The 5,285-nt window shown below is 51.9% G+C and carries 1 tRNA gene and 3 rRNA genes; all 4 read left to right on the forward strand.

Features of this window, described 5'->3' with window-relative positions:
* Positions 1 to 156: 156 nt before the first annotated feature.
* A 16S ribosomal RNA gene (locus ACUTSC_RS24965) occupies positions 157 to 1,698 on the forward strand.
* A 206-nt stretch (positions 1,699 to 1,904) separates the two neighbouring features.
* Positions 1,905 to 1,980: transfer RNA gene (locus ACUTSC_RS24970), tRNA-Glu, on the forward strand.
* A gap of 234 nt (positions 1,981 to 2,214) precedes the next feature.
* Positions 2,215 to 5,122, forward strand: a 23S ribosomal RNA gene (locus ACUTSC_RS24975).
* A 99-nt stretch (positions 5,123 to 5,221) separates the two neighbouring features.
* A 5S ribosomal RNA gene (gene rrf / locus ACUTSC_RS24980) occupies positions 5,222 to 5,285 on the forward strand; the annotation flags it as partial.

A 5,285-nucleotide genomic window follows, 5' to 3' on the forward strand; every position in this document is an offset into this window, starting at 1 on the left:
CAATTTATCAGACAATCTGTGTGGGCACTCCACAAGACGATATCCAGCATCTTCGGATGCAAAAAAATATCAAGTCTTGAAGAGTGACTAACTGAAGTAAAATTCATGCAGTAAATCTTTGAGCATCGCTTCTCGAGTGGAAGCAAATCAAGCTTTTAATTGAAGAGTTTGATCATGGCTCAGATTGAACGCTGGCGGCAGGCTTAACACATGCAAGTCGAGCGGTAGCACAGGGGAGCTTGCTCCCTGGGTGACGAGCGGCGGACGGGTGAGTAATGTCTGGGAAACTGCCTGATGGAGGGGGATAACTACTGGAAACGGTAGCTAATACCGCATAACGTCGCAAGACCAAAGAGGGGGACCTTCGGGCCTCTTGCCATCAGATGTGCCCAGATGGGATTAGCTAGTAGGTGGGGTAATGGCTCACCTAGGCGACGATCCCTAGCTGGTCTGAGAGGATGACCAGCCACACTGGAACTGAGACACGGTCCAGACTCCTACGGGAGGCAGCAGTGGGGAATATTGCACAATGGGCGCAAGCCTGATGCAGCCATGCCGCGTGTGTGAAGAAGGCCTTCGGGTTGTAAAGCACTTTCAGCGAGGAGGAAGGTGGTGAACTTAATACGTTCATCAATTGACGTTACTCGCAGAAGAAGCACCGGCTAACTCCGTGCCAGCAGCCGCGGTAATACGGAGGGTGCAAGCGTTAATCGGAATTACTGGGCGTAAAGCGCACGCAGGCGGTTTGTTAAGTCAGATGTGAAATCCCCGGGCTCAACCTGGGAACTGCATTTGAAACTGGCAAGCTAGAGTCTCGTAGAGGGGGGTAGAATTCCAGGTGTAGCGGTGAAATGCGTAGAGATCTGGAGGAATACCGGTGGCGAAGGCGGCCCCCTGGACGAAGACTGACGCTCAGGTGCGAAAGCGTGGGGAGCAAACAGGATTAGATACCCTGGTAGTCCACGCTGTAAACGATGTCGATTTGGAGGTTGTGCCCTTGAGGCGTGGCTTCCGGAGCTAACGCGTTAAATCGACCGCCTGGGGAGTACGGCCGCAAGGTTAAAACTCAAATGAATTGACGGGGGCCCGCACAAGCGGTGGAGCATGTGGTTTAATTCGATGCAACGCGAAGAACCTTACCTACTCTTGACATCCAGAGAACTTAGCAGAGATGCTTTGGTGCCTTCGGGAACTCTGAGACAGGTGCTGCATGGCTGTCGTCAGCTCGTGTTGTGAAATGTTGGGTTAAGTCCCGCAACGAGCGCAACCCTTATCCTTTGTTGCCAGCGGTTCGGCCGGGAACTCAAAGGAGACTGCCAGTGATAAACTGGAGGAAGGTGGGGATGACGTCAAGTCATCATGGCCCTTACGAGTAGGGCTACACACGTGCTACAATGGCATATACAAAGAGAAGCGACCTCGCGAGAGCAAGCGGACCTCATAAAGTATGTCGTAGTCCGGATTGGAGTCTGCAACTCGACTCCATGAAGTCGGAATCGCTAGTAATCGTAGATCAGAATGCTACGGTGAATACGTTCCCGGGCCTTGTACACACCGCCCGTCACACCATGGGAGTGGGTTGCAAAAGAAGTAGGTAGCTTAACCTTCGGGAGGGCGCTTACCACTTTGTGATTCATGACTGGGGTGAAGTCGTAACAAGGTAACCGTAGGGGAACCTGCGGTTGGATCACCTCCTTACCTAAAGATATTAGTTCGAGTGGCGTGCTCACACAGATTGTCTGATGAAAAAGTAATGAGCAAACAAAACCTTGTGGTATAGGTAAGTGCCGGGAGATTTGTGACTGTCCAGTGCAGTGACAAACGACAATGGCGCTCGATTTTTCACGAAAAATCTCACCTTTACCCGAAATTATCGAATCGGTGATTCGATAAGCCAATTTCGGGTCCCCATCGTCTAGAGGCCTAGGACACTGCCCTTTCACGGCTGTAACAGGGGTTCGAATCCCCTTGGGGACGCCATTCCGATAATGAGTGAAAGACATTATCACCGGTTAGCGATAGCCGAAAAAATCTTAAAGATGACTTGCGAGTCATGTTTAAGATATTGCTCTTTAACAATCTGGAACAAGCTGAAAATTGAAACATGACGGCTGAAATTTATCCCTCCGTAGATGTACTGGGATGAAGAGTAACCTGTCATAGAGTCTCTCAAATGTTTGCAGCACGAACGATGGAAACATCTTCGGGTTGTGAGGTTAAGTGACTAAGCGTACACGGTGGATGCCTAGGCAGTCAGAGGCGATGAAGGGCGTGCTAATCTGCGAAAAGCGTCGGTAAGGTGATATGAACCGTTACAACCGGCGATACCCGAATGGGGAAACCCAGTGTGTTTCGACACACTATCATGTCATGAATACATAGTGGCATGAGGCGAACCGGGGGAACTGAAACATCTAAGTACCCCGAGGAAAAGAAATCAACCGAGATTCCCCCAGTAGCGGCGAGCGAACGGGGAGGAGCCCAGAACCTGAATCGGCTTGTGTGTTAGTGGAAGCGTCTGGAAAGTCGCGCAGCAAAGGGTGATAGCCCCGTACACTAAAATGCACAGGTCGTGAGTTCGATGAGTAGGGCGGGACACGTGACATCCTGTCTGAATATGGGGGGACCATCCTCCAAGGCTAAATACTCCTGACTGACCGATAGTGAACCAGTACCGTGAGGGAAAGGCGAAAAGAACCCCGGCGAGGGGAGTGAAATAGAACCTGAAACCGTGTACGTACAAGCAGTGGGAGCACCTTCGTGGTGTGACTGCGTACCTTTTGTATAATGGGTCAGCGACTTATATTTTGTAGCAAGGTTAACCGTATAGGGGAGCCGTAGGGAAACCGAGTCTTAACTGGGCGATTAGTTGCAAGGTATAGACCCGAAACCCGGTGATCTAGCCATGGGCAGGTTGAAGGTTGGGTAACACTAACTGGAGGACCGAACCGACTAATGTTGAAAAATTAGCGGATGACTTGTGGCTGGGGGTGAAAGGCCAATCAAACCGGGAGATAGCTGGTTCTCCCCGAAAGCTATTTAGGTAGCGCCTCGTGAACTCATCTTCGGGGGTAGAGCACTGTTTCGGCTAGGGGGCCATCCCGGCTTACCAAACCGATGCAAACTCCGAATACCGAAGAATGTTATCACGGGAGACACACGGCGGGTGCTAACGTCCGTCGTGAAGAGGGAAACAACCCAGACCGCCAGCTAAGGTCCCAAAGTCATGGTTAAGTGGGAAACGATGTGGGAAGGCATAGACAGCCAGGATGTTGGCTTAGAAGCAGCCATCATTTAAAGAAAGCGTAATAGCTCACTGGTCGAGTCGGCCTGCGCGGAAGATGTAACGGGGCTAAACCATGCACCGAAGCTGCGGCAGCGACGCTTAGGCGTTGTTGGGTAGGGGAGCGTTCTGTAAGCCGTTGAAGGTGGCCTGTGAGGGTTGCTGGAGGTATCAGAAGTGCGAATGCTGACATAAGTAACGATAAAGCGGGTGAAAAGCCCGCTCGCCGGAAGACCAAGGGTTCCTGTCCAACGTTAATCGGGGCAGGGTGAGTCGACCCCTAAGGCGAGGCTGAAAAGCGTAGTCGATGGGAAACAGGTTAATATTCCTGTACTTGGTGTTACTGCGAAGGGGGGACGGAGAAGGCTAGGCTAGCCGGGCGACGGTTGTCCCGGTTTAAGCGTGTAGGGGGTGTGACCTGGTAAATCCGGTTGCATATCAACCCTGAGGCGTGATGACGATGCACTACGGTGCAGAAGTAGTTGATGCCCTGCTTCCAGGAAAAGCCTCTAAGCTCTAGGTAACATTGAATCGTACCCCAAACCGACACAGGTGGTCAGGTAGAGAATACCAAGGCGCTTGAGAGAACTCGGGTGAAGGAACTAGGCAAAATGGTGCCGTAACTTCGGGAGAAGGCACGCTGGCATGTAGGTGAAGTCCCTTGCGGATGGAGCTGAAGCCAGTCGAAGATACCAGCTGGCTGCAACTGTTTAATAAAAACACAGCACTGTGCAAACACGAAAGTGGACGTATACGGTGTGACGCCTGCCCGGTGCTGGAAGGTTAATTGATGGGGTCAGCCGCAAGGCGAAGCTCTTGATCGAAGCCCCAGTAAACGGCGGCCGTAACTATAACGGTCCTAAGGTAGCGAAATTCCTTGTCGGGTAAGTTCCGACCTGCACGAATGGCGTAATGATGGCCAGGCTGTCTCCACCCGAGACTCAGTGAAATTGAACTCGCTGTGAAGATGCAGTGTACCCGCGGCAAGACGGAAAGACCCCGTGAACCTTTACTATAGCTTGACACTGAACATTGAGCCTTGATGTGTAGGATAGGTGGGAGGCTTTGAAGCGTGGACGCCAGTCTGCGTGGAGCCATCCTTGAAATACCACCCTTTAATGTTTGATGTTCTAACTCGGCCCCGTGATCCGGGGTGAGGACAGTGTCTGGTGGGTAGTTTGACTGGGGCGGTCTCCTCCCAAAGAGTAACGGAGGAGCACGAAGGTTAGCTAATCACGGTCGGACATCGTGAGGTTAGTGCAAAGGCATAAGCTAGCTTGACTGCGAGAGTGACGGCTCGAGCAGGTACGAAAGTAGGTCTTAGTGATCCGGTGGTTCTGAATGGAAGGGCCATCGCTCAACGGATAAAAGGTACTCCGGGGATAACAGGCTGATACCGCCCAAGAGTTCATATCGACGGCGGTGTTTGGCACCTCGATGTCGGCTCATCACATCCTGGGGCTGAAGTAGGTCCCAAGGGTATGGCTGTTCGCCATTTAAAGTGGTACGCGAGCTGGGTTTAGAACGTCGTGAGACAGTTCGGTCCCTATCTGCCGTGGGCGTTGGAAGATTGAGAGGGGTTGCTCCTAGTACGAGAGGACCGGAGTGAACGCACCACTGGTGTTCGGGTTGTCATGCCAATGGCATTGCCCGGTAGCTAAGTGCGGAAAAGATAAGCGCTGAAAGCATCTAAGCGCGAAACTTGCCTCAAGATGAGTCTTCCCTGGGCCTTCAAGGCCCCTGAAGGAACGTTTAAGACTAAGACGTTGATAGGCTGGGTGTGTAAGTGCAGCGATGCATTGAGCTAACCAGTACTAATGATCCGTGAGGCTTAACCTTACAACACCGAAGGTGTTTTTAGAGAGATTTTCAGCGAAGTTCCGAGATTGGTTCTGATGGCGACACGAAAGTGAAGCGGTTGGAATGAAACAGAATTTGCCTGGCGGCAATAGCGCGGTGGTCCCACCTGACCCCATGCCGAACTCAGAAGTGAAACGCCGTA

The sequence above is a fragment of the Serratia sp. TSA_105.2 genome, from assembly GCF_052692115.1.